This window comes from Nakamurella multipartita DSM 44233, from assembly GCF_000024365.1.
GTDB lineage: Bacteria > Actinomycetota > Actinomycetes > Mycobacteriales > Nakamurellaceae > Nakamurella > Nakamurella multipartita.
Map to the genome: position 1 here is coordinate 2,966,175 of NC_013235.1, position 13,632 is coordinate 2,979,806.

General features: G+C 66.4%; 9 protein-coding genes. 8 read left to right on the forward strand and 1 reads right to left on the reverse strand.

Annotation, left to right across the window (positions count from 1 at the left end; all coding sequences use genetic code 11):
- The first annotated feature begins 18 nt into the window (after positions 1-18).
- Both NAMU_RS28385 and NAMU_RS13380 read left to right on the forward strand, forming a co-directional pair.
- On the forward strand, positions 19-1,107 hold the full coding sequence (locus NAMU_RS28385) for a DUF4917 family protein (RefSeq protein WP_015747932.1): 1,089 nt from the start codon (positions 19-21) through the stop codon (positions 1,105-1,107).
- Between the two features lie 1,203 nt (positions 1,108-2,310).
- Positions 2,311-5,427, forward strand: coding sequence for a hypothetical protein (locus tag NAMU_RS13380; RefSeq protein WP_015747933.1), 3,117 nt, complete (start codon positions 2,311-2,313; stop codon positions 5,425-5,427).
- A gap of 166 nt (positions 5,428-5,593) precedes the next feature.
- Here the strand turns inward: NAMU_RS13380 and NAMU_RS29320 are convergent, their stop codons facing one another.
- A complete protein-coding gene (locus NAMU_RS29320) occupies positions 5,594-6,610 on the reverse strand; it encodes a hypothetical protein (RefSeq protein ID WP_138180186.1) in 1,017 nt (338 codons plus the stop codon).
- Between the two features lie 1,517 nt (positions 6,611-8,127).
- On the opposite strand from NAMU_RS29320, the gene NAMU_RS13385 reads away from it, so the two are divergent.
- From NAMU_RS13385 to NAMU_RS13410, 6 genes are all read left to right on the forward strand, one after another.
- Positions 8,128-9,048 (forward strand): hypothetical protein, encoded by a 921-nt coding sequence (locus NAMU_RS13385; protein ID WP_138180188.1) that lies wholly within the window; start codon positions 8,128-8,130, stop codon positions 9,046-9,048.
- A 73-nt stretch (positions 9,049-9,121) separates the two neighbouring features.
- Entirely contained in the window at positions 9,122-10,753 is a 1,632-nt protein-coding gene (locus NAMU_RS13390) for a RecB family exonuclease (RefSeq protein ID WP_015747937.1), read from the forward strand.
- Positions 10,754-10,893: 140 nt separating this feature from the next.
- Entirely contained in the window at positions 10,894-11,430 is a 537-nt protein-coding gene (locus tag NAMU_RS13395; protein WP_015747938.1) for a hypothetical protein, read from the forward strand.
- 220 nt (positions 11,431-11,650) lie between these two features.
- Positions 11,651-12,091 carry a hypothetical protein gene (locus tag NAMU_RS13400; protein WP_015747939.1) on the forward strand — a complete coding sequence of 147 codons (441 nt, stop codon included), beginning with the start codon at positions 11,651-11,653 and terminating at the stop codon, positions 12,089-12,091.
- Between the two features lie 149 nt (positions 12,092-12,240).
- Positions 12,241-12,888, forward strand: coding sequence for a J domain-containing protein (locus tag NAMU_RS13405; RefSeq protein ID WP_015747940.1), 648 nt, complete (start codon positions 12,241-12,243; stop codon positions 12,886-12,888).
- 114 nt (positions 12,889-13,002) lie between these two features.
- Entirely contained in the window at positions 13,003-13,623 is a 621-nt protein-coding gene (locus NAMU_RS13410; RefSeq protein WP_041368910.1) for a hypothetical protein, read from the forward strand.
- The last annotated feature ends 9 nt before the right edge of the window (positions 13,624-13,632 follow it).

Consider the following 13,632-nt stretch of genomic DNA (forward strand, 5'->3'; position numbering starts at 1 on the left):
GAGAATCAGGCTCAGGAAGTGCGTCCCGACAACCCCGTGCCTGATGTAAGGATCGCTCAATGGACCGACATCCAAGGACTGTTCCATGACGGAGACAGCGACGATGGAGCACTGCTTCTCGGCAACGGCTTCTCGACGAACATCTGGTCGAGATTTGCCTACTCCAGCCTTCTCGCTGAGTCCGAACTCACTGGCCAGGCGAGGGAGCTCTTCGGAAGGGGATGCAACTTCGAAGCCGTTCTCGCGAACCTTACGGTAGCCCAACAGATTTCGTTGGTCGTTGAACCGAACAACCTAAGGCTGCATAGCAAACTCGGGCAGCTGGCCGACGAAATCCGGGGAGGTCTTCGACAGGCCGTTCAACAGGTGCACCCTGAGCCTAGCGACCTTTGCGCAGGTTTGCTGCCCATGCCCGGGATGTGCCACACCGTCGGGTTACCCAGGAACGTCCTGGACGACGTAAAGATGCATCTCCCGCGATACTCGGTTGTATTCACCACCAACTACGACCTAATCACCTACTGGGTCGTCGTCTCGGCCGGAATGGCCGACCTCTTTCCCGGAGGAGATGCTTTCGATGTTGAACGCGCTGAAAGCTGGCGTCAAGATTCGACGCAGCCGAAGATCTTTTTTCTACATGGTGCGTTGCACCTTTGGCGGTCCCTAAGCTCGAACGCTGAAAGCAAGCTAACGACGAATCCAGGAGTAGCACTTCTCGACATGATCCGGTTGGCAACGGCCGACCCTGATCACGTTCCGCTGTTCATCAGCGAGGGCTCGTCGCCAGACAAAGTCGCTCGTATCGGCGCATCTCCGTACTTGTCATTTTGTGCCCGCAGCTTGGCTGCATCTCGTGCTCCGCTCACGGTGCTTGGTCAAGCCCTTGATGACGTCGATCTGCATATCCGGGAGTTAATTGAATGTCACCCGGACCGACCCGTCGCAATCGGAGTTTGGGTCGGGGACATCCCAGACCAAACAAATAGGCCGGATGTCCTTCGGGCCAGGGCAACAATGATTCGGGGCAGGCTTCCGCGGTCCCGAAATGTCACCTTCTTTGACTCCTCCGATCATCCACTAACCGATCCGGAAATGAATTGCGGCTAGGTTTCAAGTCGAGGTCTGGAAACGGCAAGCTGCGCCCAGGGTGTCTGGAGGCGTTCGGAACTCGACTTTCGCGCGTCAATACTGCCGACCGTCAAGTTGGTAAAGCAAGCGCGTGCTGGGTCATGCGGGGCCAGTTTCACGGCTTACCTACACAAAGGGTCAGATGGTTCCTTCACGATGGCGCGCGACACGGCCTTTCTCCATCGGTCGCGGCCTCCGGCCGGTGTCGGCTCGGCGCCGTCCCGGGGAGGGAGCCTGTGACCGTCGGGTTGGCGCCGAGCCGTGATCCTATCGGCCCCGCCAAGCACCGCATCGCGAGTCGGTCAGCCGGACCCGCCGGGTCCAGTTACTCTCCGGTGTGCGGCTCGCGGGCCTCCGCGGTAGGGAGCCTGTGACCGTCGGGGTGAGTTCGCGAGCCGAATCCTATTGCACAGGGCAAGAAATCAGCGAACCTCGGCGTGTCGCCTCGTCCGGTGCCGCGGATCTGCCGATGTCGAGCCGGCCCGGGCGGACTGTCTTCACTTCTGTCGGCGGGAAAGTGCCGCGGCAGGCGATGTCCGGTGCCCCTCGCGTGTACGCGCGCGAGGTCGGGCCCGCGGCCGGGCGGAGCCGGACGCCGCCGCCGGTGAGTCGCCGATGCGCCCGCTGCGCGGTCGTCGACACCGAGCCGCGTCCGGCACTCGCGGAACAGGGTTTTCGGCGGCGAGCGGCAAAATGAGCGGCTCCAAACGCCCGGTCACGAGTGGGTCCGACCCGGGCTGGCCGACCTTCTCGTCGGCGATCGCGCAGGCTCAGCAGCTGCGCCGTCTGGACGGCCGAGGCTTCTCCGCTAGGTCGGTGTACCGCCGCTGACCTGCGGTTCCAACGGATCGTCGCAGGTCAGCGGCCTTCGCTCGCGCGCACGTGCGCGACGTGGTCTCTATGGGAGGTGGGGACAGTGTGTGTGTCCGCCCCTTTCTTCTCTTCTCTTTCTCTTTCTCTTTCAATAAAGAAATAGATACATACATACATACAGAAGGGGTCGGAGAAGGTCGTGAGCTGCGACAACAAGTCGGAACCGGCCTGTAAGCCTCGTACAGCACAGCCGACGTGCGCCGCGGCGGCCGTCAACCGAGACCTCGGCACGGGCCGATCACCCCGCCCCCCTGGTCCGACGACGGCACGTCGGTCACCGGTCGGCTGGCCCATGGCATAGGAATCGGTGTGACCGACATTCCCACCGCGCACCACGCCGGCCCGACGACGCCCGGCGACCCCGGAACGGACCCGGTCGGCTCCTGGGAGCTGGACGTCTACCGGCAGGTCGTCGCCGGACCGGGCGCGGCCAAACTGCAGGACTCCCGGGTGGCGCCGCTGGTCGCCGCCGCTCGCGGCTACTGGCACGCCGACCAGGCCGCCGAGAAGGTCTGCGCCGACCTGGCCGGGGTGAACTTCCGCGGCCGCACCGGCGAACAGCTGCGGGCCGCGCTGCGCATGGGCTCGATGGTGATGCCCCGGTACCTGCCCGCGTCGGGCCGGGTCTGGGAGTCATCGAGTGACGGGTCGGATGGGCGGCTCCGCCCGTTCCTGATCGAACTGAAGCCGGCCCACCCGCGGACCGAGACCGACCGTGCCTCCGGCAAGGTCCGGGTGATCAAGTACGAGACCCTGCGGCCGACCGGGTCCACTGCCGGCTCCATCATCGACGTGCACCCGGCCACCCCACGCGACTGGGACGACGCGCCGGTCGCGCTCATCACCGAAGGAACCCTCAAGGGTGATGCCGCCCTCACCGCCCTGCTGCTGGCCGCCGGGATCACCCGCGACGACCTGTCGTTCCCCGCCTCGATGCCGCCGACCCAGCGGCAGGCGCTGGCCCGGCTGCGGGAACTGATGGACCGGGTGCCCGCGGACCGTCGCACCCTGATCCTGACCGTCACCGGGATCGCCAACTGGCACCACAACCCGGAATGGGCCGAGGTGAACCTGCGGGACAAGCGGGTCTGGCTCACGCCGGACGGCGACGTGCACCGCAACCCGCAGGTGTGGGACCAGGCCGACCAGGCGTGGACCTACCTGTCCAGCCGACGCCGCGCCCAGGTCAAGCTACTGGACCTGGGCGCGGCAACCGCGCCCGCCGCCCTGTCCGACGACGACAGCGCCAACATCGCCGTCACGCCCGAGGAAGAACCTGACGACACCGACGACGACGTTCCCGAACCCGACGGTCCGGCCGCCGGGCCGAAAGGGCTGGACGACTACCTCGGCCAGGCCGGCGGCTGGGATACCCTCCCGCCGTTGCTGCGGCAGCAACTGCCGCCCCGACCGCGCGGCAAACGTCGACCCACCGGCACCCTCGAGGTCGACGAGAAGCGTTGCGTCGTCAAGGAATGGCACGACTCCGACACGCGCAGCGGCAAACCCGCGGGCTGGCGGGTTAACAGCCACATCGCCGGCCGCGTCGTCGCCGTCAACGACCAGCGCAACGCCTCCGCCCTGGAGATCCGCACCGGACTGATCGACCAGAGCGCCGAGGCCGAAAGTTCCGTGCGGGCAACCGTCGTCATCGAGGTCTACTGGATCGACCAGGACGGCGACCGGGTCAGCCATCGGATCACCGGTCCCGACTCCCTGCTGGTCGACAACCCGGCCTCCTGGCACACCGAACGCGTCGGCGGAAACGTCCCCAGCGCTGTCAAGGCCCACCCATCCTGGCCGTGCGACATGAAATGGCTGGCCGCGATCAAGGCCCACCGCCCCCGCGAGACGACCCGCCAGTCCCGGTGGGGACACATGGGCTGGGTGCCCACCGACGACGGCCACCCGGTGTTCCTGGTCGGCGCCCAGGTGATCGGCGCCGACGGGCTCATGCCGGCCAAGGCCACCCCCGGCGTCAGCCCCGACATCCTGGCCAAGGCCAACCTGTTCGGCGTCATCGAACCCGCCGACGACGAGCACCTGCGGACCGCGCTGCGCAACGTCGTGCACGCCTACGACCGGGTCTGGACCAACCCCCGGTACACTGCGATCGCGCTGGCCACCGCGCTCCGCCCCATCGTCCCGCTGCCGTACAACACCCCGGTGATGTGCACAGGGGCGTCGGGCAAGGGCAAGAGTCACATGGCCAGCCTGATCATGAGTTTCTGGCAGCACGCCCCCGGCACCTGGAAGCCGTCGCTGCTGCCCGGGTCGATGCTCGACACGATGGCCAGCACGCAGTACTCGCTGTCTCGAACCCCGATCTGGGTGGTCGACGACCTCGCCCCTTCCTCCGACGATCGGCGGGCCAAGTCCAACGAGGCGCTGATGGAGGACCTGCTGCGCGCGGTGCACAACCAGGCCAACCGGGCCCGCATGATGATGACCGCCACCGACATGACCCAGCGCCGCGAACAACCACCCAGGGCCGTCATCGTCGGCACCGCCGAGAACGAGGTGTCCACTAACTCCGCCGCCAACCGGGCCGTCAACCTGACCTTCCAGGCCGGGTCGCTGCTCGGAAATGAGGTGGATGCCGCCGACGAGATCCGCGACGACACCGGCGAGGCCGCCATGGTGACCTTCGGCGCGATCCGCGCCATGGCCCGCGTCGCCGGCGACAACTGGGAACTCGCCGCCGGACTCTGGCAGACCCGCAAGGACGACCTGATGCGCGACGGCGTCGAACGGCTCGGCGCCGAGGGCAGCGCCCGCCGGCAGATGGACATGGCCGCCGACCTGGCCATCGGCCTGCTACCCCTGGGCTACCTGGCGCAGATGCTCGGGCTCGAAGAGATCCACCGACGGGTCGACGGCTGGATCGACGACATCTTCGACCACGTCTTCGCCGAGACCCTGCGGATCCACCAGAACACCCCGGGCCGGGCCCTGCTCGCCGCGGTCCGCGCCGCACTGCGCGCCGGAGCCGCCTACATCGAAGCCCGCGACACCCCCACCCAGCCGCCCCTGCAGGAAGGCAAGGGGACCGTGTCCGCGACCATGCTCGGCTGGCAGGCCGCCGGAGACGGAGCCCTCCGACCCGGCGGCACCCGCATCGGCAGCCTCGTCGCCAAGAACGACCACCTGTACGTCCTGCTCGACCCGGCCAACGCGTTCAAGATCGCCCAACGCCACCAACCCGACCTGATCCCCTACGGCTCCCGGCAAAACACCTCTTGGGCCGCCGTCTGGGCCGAAGGGCTCACCTGCCCCGACGGCGACCCGTGGAAGCGCCATCAGGTTGGTCAGCATCTGCGACCGGTCGTCCGGGCCTACGGCCTTGAAGCAGTGCCGTTCCCTCTTGATCAGATCGTGGGTGGCGAAGTCGGTCTGGAGCGATTGGGGGATCGCCAACCAAACTAACTAGTATGCGTATGGACACTCACACTGCGCGTGGCGGTCTAACCATCGCGGGTCACCCACGGATATGGTATCGCTTGAGGAGCGCATTCGTCTCCAACCCAGAAAATGCACTCTCGAAGAGCGGATGTCTTGGACCTTGATTCGCTCTGAGCCTGTCAAGCACTTCTTAGAGAAGTATGCGGCTCTTGCGTCCCCAGTTCCGAACCTCGTCGCGGATTGAATCGTAATTTTCCACGACGTCTGTCAGCGTAGGGGAACTCGCAGAATCGATCCCGGCCGCAACAAGCTCTTCGATCTCTCCTGGGCTCAGCGTAACGGCTGCGTATGCTTGCAGCAGGATTCGAAGCTCTGCGCCACGGTTGCTGCTTTTTTCGCTCGTTTCGGGCCATGACCATGGTGCTGATGAGCGCCATTTTGCCGGCAATAGCGATATCGTGCGAATCTGGTCTACGGATTCATCCAGCTGATCACTTTGCGCCAGCCACCAAACGTCCTCAATCGCGTCCGGAGATTGGTGATCATGATCTATGAGCGAACCGGTCTCAAGGATGGTTGCTATCCAGAGTTGAGCGTCAACGATCGCCTGCCTCCAAGTGATATCGCTTGCAAAGAAAATCATGCTCGCTTGGTTCAGTAGAGGCTGGCGGACGTCGTCTATAGAATCCTGTACTATTGTATAGAAGGGAAGATCTGGCTTTGCCCTGGCGTAAATCACCGGGTAATCATCATCGGAACTCTGCGTCATGATCCTCGCAAAGTCGCGCCTAAACGACTCGGTTGGCGATTTGCGGCCCGACGATGGCACTGTTGCAATGTTGAGCCCCACTAGGGTTTGTGTCGCCGATGGAATCGAAGCCTCAATCCAAGCCCTCTGAAACGGCAGGTCGGCCAATGGTCGTCCCCATGATTGGTGATAATCGGGAATGGAGGCGTAAAGCTCAAGTGCTCGGGCGGCTAATCCATAGGACATCGCATTTAGTTCAAAGAATCTAAGAGAGGCTCCCGTATCTAGCCAAGTCAACAGCTCGCGCATGTAGACTGCCAATGCCTGCTCGAGTTCTTGATCGGTGCGGTCTCGAAGGTGTCGCAATGACTCGATACGCTCTGTGATCGGTTCTACGATGTCGGCGCAAAACGCGTGGGAAGCCATCTCGGCTGCGCCGCGGGCGGGTTCGTTCCTCACGCTTGGTGCACCCTATCTCGCTCGACCCTAATCCTGGCTACATTAGCTTCAACCATGTACCAGGGTGCCCAGTATGACTGATTCGGCTTGCAGACCGAGGAGTGGCTTCTGCCATCCTGTGAGTCATGCTGTGTGTCATGCCAGTACGTGTCGTAATTGACCACATCGTCAGGATTCGCAAAAAGGACTGTTGGCCTGAGGGCCTGAAGACCTTCGTTACCAAACTCGTCGAGCAAGGTCCTGGTTCTAGTCCTGATTGAGTTCAGTGTCGCAGAGTTCACTGCCAGTTCAAGGTAGGCAGGCGCCATGTTCAATCGCAACTCGGCGAATCTCAAGAGTCCAAGCTCTCGCGCAAGCGCGACTTTGCCGGAAGGGCGGAATCCGCCAGTGGCAGGGCTGAACAGGAATACGCGTGCTGAAAGTACATCCGGAGGCGGGCTTTCCGCACCTGAATGCGGTTTGTGCCAGTTTTCAGCGATATATAGCAGTGCGCACCGAACCACAAGGCCACCCAGGGAGTGGCCCACGATGACCAACTCCTTATAAGGCATTTCGATATGAGGTCGGATTGGTGAGTTGTCAAGAAAAAGAGGGCCGGTCGGCGGGTGTGGGTAGAAGTCAAAGAGTAGCTGACGTAGTCGATTCGACGTAGCCGCGACGCTGTCGCTAAGGGAACTGTAGCCGAAAAATAGCATATCTGACTTGCGCCACCAGTCACTTACTCCGCCGCCAGCGTCGAATTGTCTCCACGTCTTTACCGATTTGCCCATGAAGCCGTGAACGAATATGACAAGCCGATCAGGTGGCTGGTGAGAAACGTAGAGCCAGGACTCCCGCCTAAATGTCGGTATTCTTCGCGCAGTGTGCCAATCCATGAGTACTCTCTCAGCCTTCCTGCCCTGGGGCTCCGATACTATCTCCTATACTACTTTCCAGACGGTCCGCGCGTAGTCCGTGCAGTATCCGTGACTTCCGTTGGGGATCCGTTCCAGACGTCTGGGGAGTGGCGAGCAAACCTCGCCGTGGGTAATAGCCGCGTACTTGATTCTGTGCGTGACGGTGTCTCCTACCTGCGGATGATGACCGGCTGCGCTATCCTGGGGAGCTTGCCCTTGCCCCGTTCCTCAACCGGCGCAGATGCTGACTCCAATTGTCCTTGCTGTTTCAGCGATCGATGCTCTCGTGCTTGCGCCACTCGCGCAGCGAGAAGTGACCCGTAGTCTTGCGGGAATGCCCTGCCGCGGCGCCTGCGTTGTTGAACTCGTCTCCATGGCTGCCCCTCCCCGGTGACTCCGAGTATCGGGTCAATCGATGAGCCGCGCCACCGGGCGCTTCCGTGCGCGGTCCAACTTGACGATCTTGCCGCCCGTGTCTTGCCGTGAAGTACGTACGGGGACGGATCCTCGGCTACTTGAGTCGGTCGCGCCGGTCCGGCTCGACAATCAGCGACGATCAGGCTCACCATCCGAGACGGACGGTCGCCGCGTCTCCAGCCGTGTCGGGTCTGGGCCGCGCATGTGCCGGGCATGAACCAGAATCGTGTGCCTGCCGGTGTCCGGTCCGGCGGCCAGTTCGCTGCCGACGAGCGGACGGTGCCGGCCCTCAGCCTCGGCGTCGCCCATGACGACGCGACTGATCCGCACCCTGATGGCGAGAGCGGCGCCTCCGAGATCCGCCGCGAGTTCGGGTCAGACGGGCAACTGCTCGGCGAGACGAACCTGGTGCTCGGCGTGGCCGCGGATTGGCCGGACGGAACTCCGGCGGCGGTGAGGTATCACCCCGACGGATCGATCGAGTCCTGGCGGCGAGCGGACGCGTCCGAGCGGACGTACTTCCCGCCAGGTGGGGCGCTGAGTCATGTCGACCCGCGGGACGGCAGTCATGTCGTGACTGCCGGCGACGATGGCGGAAGGTGGATCCGCCGTGGTGTCGTCGCGCGTCGCGAGTCGTGGGTGGTTCCGCCGGTCGGGCCGAACGGCACGTGGCAGGCGAACGTGCCGCGCTTCGAGGAGTTGCGGGATGGACCCGGGGGTGAGCCGGCGGTCAGCTACGTGCGTCCCGATGGCTCGGTCAGCTCGGCCACCCGGTACGCCGGTGGGGGATGGACGCATACGGTCGACTACTTCCCGGACGGGCAGGTCGCTGTCGTGTTCAGCAACTCCGAGAACCCGGTCGTGCGTGGTTTTCCGGCCAGGGACCCGGTCTGGAAGGACATCGGTATGGACGGCGAGCAGTGGCAGGGCATCCAGCCGAACGATGCCCTGCACTTCGCGGACGCCGGTGTCACACCCGAAGAAGCACAAACCTGGTCGCGTGACCGCACCGGCATGGACGCTCCGACCGCCCTGAAATGGCGTCGACAGGGGTACTCGCCCGATCGCGCCGCCGCGGAAATGGCCGCGCGTCGGGCCAGCAGCGGTCGGGTGAGCCGAAGCTGATCGCCCAGCGGCGTCCGGAGTCGCGCCCATGCCCCCGGCGAACCGACGCCGGCCGAGGCGGCATAGGACGGGCATGGGTTCCTTGGTGTCGCCTGCGCTCGCGCCGCCAGACGTGCTGGCGTGGGACGACGACCGGTTGCTGGTGACGTCGTCGTCGGTGAATACCGACGTCCGTCGTCCGCGGTTGTCGGCGTCGGTGGCCAAGTCGGTGTCCTCGTGCGCTGCCCGGTATGTGGGCGAGCGGGTGCTGCGCATGGGGGTGGAGTCCGAGGACCCCTTCGCTCCGGCCCCGGTCGGCACGGTCGCCCACACAGTGATGGAACGTTTGATGCAGCTGGCTCGCACCAAGCGGACCCCGCTGGCCGCCCGCCGGATCATGTACCAGCTGATGGTCGACCTGACCTCGCCCAATCCGGACAAGCATTGGCCCGGCCTGCCGGTGGAGCGGACCCCGGAATGGCTTGCCCTGGTGGACAGCGCCTTCATGGGTCTGTTCGGGATCGTCGACCCGCGCAAGATCGTGGTGCACAAGACCGAACTCCGGTTGGACGACGTCTTCATCGGCGGCGTGCCGTTCAAGGGCTTCATCGACATGGTCTCGCAGGCCGAGGACGACGACGGACGCTGGCTGGAGATCGTCGACTACAAGACCGGGGCTCGGTTGCCCTACACCCCGTTCGGCGCGGTGAACGATCATCACGACCAGATCCGCATGTACCGCATCGGGCTGGCGCAGAAGCTCGGCTCGGACAAGCGGTTCCGCGGATCGGTGTACTACACGCGAGACAAGCTCGCCAAGTCGGTACGCGTGCCGATGCGCGGCCCCGACTTGGACGCCACCACCCGACGCTTCCAGTCCGCGTGGCGGCGCATGAACTCCTACGCCGACGACGCCGCGTGGCCGGCGAAGGCGACCCCGCTGTGCGGCTGGTGCCCGCTGGTCGCCACCTGCCCCACGGCCGCCCGGGAGCGCAAGGTCGCCCGGATCGAGGGCCTGCCAACCGCGGTCGACCTGCCGATCCCCGTCCGCCGACACCGTCCGAGCTGCTCGCCGGCCGGTCGGTCGGGGGAGGACGACTGGGCCGCGCACGAATCCGATGCACGCCACGGGCTCGACCGGGAGGACCTCGACTACGACGCCCTGCACGCCGATCTGGCCGGGCAAGACGGGGACGGACGAACCGATTGCCAGGCCGTTGTCGGCCCGGGCGCCGGACTCGACGCGGGCGACCGCATCGGAACCACGACGAAGGAGACGAACATGGGTGCGCTGCTGTACGAGGACAAGCCGTTCCTGGAGGTGCCCGAAAGCCGGGACACCCTGAACCCCAACAGCTTCGCCGCGATCGGGGTGTTCGGGATCGTGTCGATGACGGTGGAGCAGCTGTCCAAGGCCGGCCTTCCGTTGACGGCGCGCCGGGTCCGGGGACTGGCTCGGCTGTTCGGCAGCATCGTCGCCGAGGTGCAGCGCGACTACACCGGGTCCACCAACTGGCAGCAGGGCATGAACACGCGGGCCCGTGGGGCGCTGCACACCACGGTCGACTCCCTGCCGGTGCCGCTGACCGGGACGGCGGACGACCTGCGGGGCTGGCACGAGGCGGCGCGCAAGCGGGTCGCGGCGATCTGCCGGTTCTCCGTCGAGCTGTGGGACGACGGCGAGGCCACCTTCGACGGTGACTACGCGGCCGTCGTCGGCGGCTGACCCCTCGCCCGGTCGGCGGGGTGGGCGATCCGCCGGCACCGCACACGAACTGGACGACCGAACAGTTCGATCCGTCGGGAGTCGCGTCATACCCGGTCCGGACGAATCAGATCGAAAACGAGCAGACAGGGAGCGATCCGATGACCGTTGTGCTGGACAACCAATCACGAGCCGCGGTGCTGGCCGCCGCGTACGCCGCGGCCGGCCCCAAGGGTGCGTCGCCCGAGGAGGCGGCTGTGCACGCGGCCCGGGTGCAGCTGCGCACGGTGGAGATCGCGGTCGAGCTCACCGACGAGAAGTCCTGGTTCAATAAGGCGATCGAGCAGGTGCTCGGGCCGAACACCCGCACGTTCACCGGCACCGTGCTGGCGGTCGACGAGCACATGGGGCAGTCCCGCAATGGCGGCGGCAAGGTCTCCACCACCCGCAAGCAGGTCACGTTCCGCACCCGGGTGCACGAGGAGTACGCCCCCGACGGCACCGAGCAGGCCCTGACCGAACGCACCGACAGCCTGGTCGGCAAGGCCATCGCGAAGCGCCTGGAACGGCTGCTCGGACACCGGGTGCTGGTGTGGGTGGAGACCGAGTCCTTCCAGGCCAAGTCGGGCGCCACCCGCAAGTCCCGGGTGATCCGGCACGTGGTCGATCTCGGCCTGCCCCACGACAACGACGACTGAGCGAGTCGACGATGGGCTTTCTGGTGGTGGAATCGGCCGAGCACCCGGCACGGGTGTTCGGCGGTGACTGCGCCTTCTGCGGAACCGGGTTCGCCGAATGCGCAACGAGCGGGCCCGATCGCGCAGCGGGCTGCTGCTCGCGATGTCATGGTTCGGCCGAGACCCACCGGGTCACGCCATCGGTTGACCAAGCCGAACCGTGGCGGTCGCGGGGTGAGCGATGACGCTCGGTGCCCGGCCGGCCGGGGCCCTCACGATATTCGCCGTCGCGGCTGCGACCGTTTCCGCGGGCCTGGCCGCCCGGGGGGTCTCGGTGGGCGGTGCTCCGGTCGCGGACCCGGTTGCGGTGGCCGAGTACACGTTCCCCTACCAGCACCTGACCATGACGCCGCAGGAAACCGGCGTGCTGGTCATCCTGGAGGACGGAACCGGCTACCCCGCCAGGACCTTTGTCACCGTGCCCGGCGACGGAAGCGAGGTGGTGACCAACCCATCGGCCGCGTCCTGCCGGGACGACGGCCTGTGCGGACCTCTGGTCGTGGCCGTGCGGCCGGGACTGGAGGGCACGGTGCGGGCCGATTGGCTGGGCACCCAGTGCGAGGTGTCGGCCGGGCCCGTCCAAAGGGTCCGGGTCTCCTGCGAGTCGGCTCCGCGCCGGTGACCCTCGAACCATCACCCGGATGGTCGCTCGCTCACCGCGCATGAACCCGGCAACTCGCCAATCGAGAACCACGACCGCTCGGACGAGCCGCCTTTTCCGGGCCGACCACCACATCGACAGCTGCACAATCGAGTTCCGGGAGTTCGACCATGGTCACCGCCCAGTACCCCGAATCGCTGGCCATCCGGCCCTTGACCACCTGGCCCGGCCGGCTGACTCCGGACGCGGCTCGGGTGGTCTCGCCGTTTACCGCGCCGCTGGCGTCGACGCTGCGGATCCTGGACCGCGAACTGGACGCGATCGGCGCTCGGCACCCGGTCCTGGAGGTGGCGATCGACCCGACCCAGTTCCGGATCGACGGCCGGCCAAGGGCCACCGCCCGGGCCGGCCATCCCGGCGTCGTGTTGTCCCTGCCGCACACCGGCCACGGCCCGCTCCGGTATGCCACCGACCGGTTCGTCACCTGGCAGGAGAACCTCAGGGCGGTCGCGCTGGGCCTGGAGGCGCTGCGGCGGGTCGAGCGGTACGGCATTACCCGGCGCGGCGAGCAGTACGTCGGCTTCGCCGCGCTCCCGCCCGGGCAGGGAGCGCCGGGCAACGATCCGATGACCCTCGCGCGGGCGCTGGCCTTTCTGACCGAGCACAGCGGCCAACTCCTCTCGGCCGCCACCCCGATCGACGACATCGACCGCGCCTACCGCCGAGTGGCTCGCGTCCTGCACCCCGACAGCGGTGGTGATCCGGCGCTGTTTCACATCCTGCAGGAGGCGATCTCGGTGCTCCGCGCCGCACGCTGACACCCGCCCGCCGGGCGGTCCAACCGACCCCGCCGGGCCCCGACGATGCGCTGCCCACGCTGGGCCGGCAGCGGGAATGCCGGACGGCAGGACGGTTTGCGACTGATCGACGGCATGACCAACGTCCTGATCGAGCCGTCGACGACGGTGGCCGTCGACGACCCGGGTGGATTCGACTTCCCTGACCTGGCGGCCGATCCGCCCGACGATCCGACGTCAACGACCCGGCACCCACGCGGCGACAACCGCGACGACGAGGGGAGCGACCCGCCTCGCGGTGGCGATGACGAGGAACGTCAGGACCGCCGGCCGAGCCGCCATCGGCAACGCGCCGAACGGGTGCTCATCCGCCGGGCGGTCCATCGGTCCCGGGCACTGGCCGCAGCGGATCCGGACGACCTGCGCCTGCTGGCCGCGGTTCTCGGTTCCGGGGTGGACCTTGCCACGCTGACCGTGGCCGCGCTGACCGCCCCGCGCACCGCGACCGCCGCCCTGGACGACGTGCTGGCCCTGCGAGGCATGGACCGCGCTGACCAGATGGCCGAGGTCGCGTTCATGGAACGACGCCGGACGCTGAGTCTGTGGACCATCCTGTCCGAACTGGGCGCGGTCGACGGCCGACGGCCGACGGTGGACATCGTGGCGACGAAGGCGACGGTGGCGGCTGTGGCCGCGTTGTCCGACGCCACCGTCGCCCGCGTCGAGCGGGTGGTCGACCTGGCCAGGGGAGCCTGAACCGCGATG

Coding starts and splice junctions, on each gene's coding strand:
- NAMU_RS13390 (WP_015747937.1), top strand. CDS start 9,122: ATGGGTTCCTTGGTGTCGCCTGCGCTCGCGCCGCCAGACGTGCTGGCG.
- NAMU_RS13400 (WP_015747939.1), top strand. CDS start 11,651: ATGACGCTCGGTGCCCGGCCGGCCGGGGCCCTCACGATATTCGCCGTC.
- NAMU_RS13405 (WP_015747940.1), top strand. CDS start 12,241: ATGGTCACCGCCCAGTACCCCGAATCGCTGGCCATCCGGCCCTTGACC.
- NAMU_RS13395 (WP_015747938.1), top strand. CDS start 10,894: ATGACCGTTGTGCTGGACAACCAATCACGAGCCGCGGTGCTGGCCGCC.
- NAMU_RS13410 (WP_041368910.1), top strand. CDS start 13,003: ATGACCAACGTCCTGATCGAGCCGTCGACGACGGTGGCCGTCGACGAC.